Origin of the sequence: Streptomyces sp. NPDC093065, from assembly GCF_044754585.1 — a bacterium.
GTDB lineage: Bacteria > Actinomycetota > Actinomycetes > Streptomycetales > Streptomycetaceae > Streptomyces.
Genome location: NZ_JBIVPJ010000069.1, coordinates 1 through 1181, shown reverse-complemented (window position 1 = coordinate 1181; position 1181 = coordinate 1). Strand labels below are relative to the sequence as shown.

General features: G+C 69.8%; 1 pseudogene. It reads right to left on the bottom strand.

What is annotated here, in order from left to right:
- Positions 1-1181, bottom strand: a pseudogene (locus ACIQFU_RS38670) (alpha-1,4-glucan--maltose-1-phosphate maltosyltransferase); the annotation flags it as partial.

Below are 1181 nucleotides of genomic sequence, written 5' to 3'. Positions count from 1 at the left end.
GCGCCGGATGGTGTTGAGCCGGGTGACGAGGGGGGCGATGGTGGTGCCCTCGCGTTCGGCGCGGGCCCAGTCGCGTGTTTTGAGCTGGTACTTCTCGCTGTCGAGGTATTCCTCGCCGCCTTCGTGCAGGGGGGTGTTCTCGCAGAGTTCGTAGCCGCTGTAGATGCCCCAGGCGGGGGAGAGGGTGGCGGCGAGGACGGCGCGGACCTCGAAGGCGGGGCGGCCGCCGTGCTGGAGGTAGGCGTGGAGGATGTCGGGGGTGTTGGCGAAGAAGTTGGGCCGCATGTAGGAGGCGGCGTCCCCCGTCAGTTCGGTGAGGTAGTCCGTCAGTTCCTGTTTGGTGTTGCGCCAGGTGAAGTAGGTGTAGGACTGCTGGAAGCCGATCTGGGCGAGGGTGTGCATCATCGCGGGGCGGGTGAAGGCCTCGGCCAGGAAGACGACGTCGGGGTCGGCGGCGTTGATGTCGGCGATGACGCGTTCCCAGAAGGCGACGGGTTTGGTGTGGGGGTTGTCGACGCGGAAGATGCGTACGCCGTGGTCCGTCCAGTGGCGCAGGATCCGTACCGTTTCGGCGGTGAGGCCGTCGGGGTCGGTGTCGAAGGCGAGGGGGTAGATGTCCTGGTATTTCTTGGGCGGGTTCTCGGCGTATGCGATGGTGCCGTCGGGGCGGTGGTGGAACCAGTCGGGGTGTTTGTGGACCCAGGGGTGGTCGGGGGAGCACTGGAGGGCGAAGTCGAGGGCGATCTCCAGGCCGTGGCGGGCGGCTTCGGTGACGAAGTGGTCGAAGTCGTCGAGGGTGCCCAGGGCGGGGTGGATGCTGTCGTGGCCGCCTTCGGGGGAGCCGATGGCCCAGGGGACGCCGACGTCGTCGCCGGTGGCGGAGAGGGTGTTGTTGCGGCCCTTGCGGTGGGTGGTGCCGATGGGGTGGATCGGGGGGAGGTAGACGACGTCGAAGCCCATGGCGGCGATCGCGGGCAGGCGGCGGGCGGCGGTGCGGAAGGTGCCGTGGGGCCGGTCGGGGGTGCCCTCGGAGCGGGGGAAGAACTCGTACCAGGCGCCGTACAGGGCGCGTTCGCGCTCCACGAGCAGGGGCAGCGGCTCGGAGGAGGTGACCAGGTCCCGCAGGGGATGGCGGGCCAGGACCGCGTCCACCTCCGGCGTCAACGCCGCCGCCAGCCGGG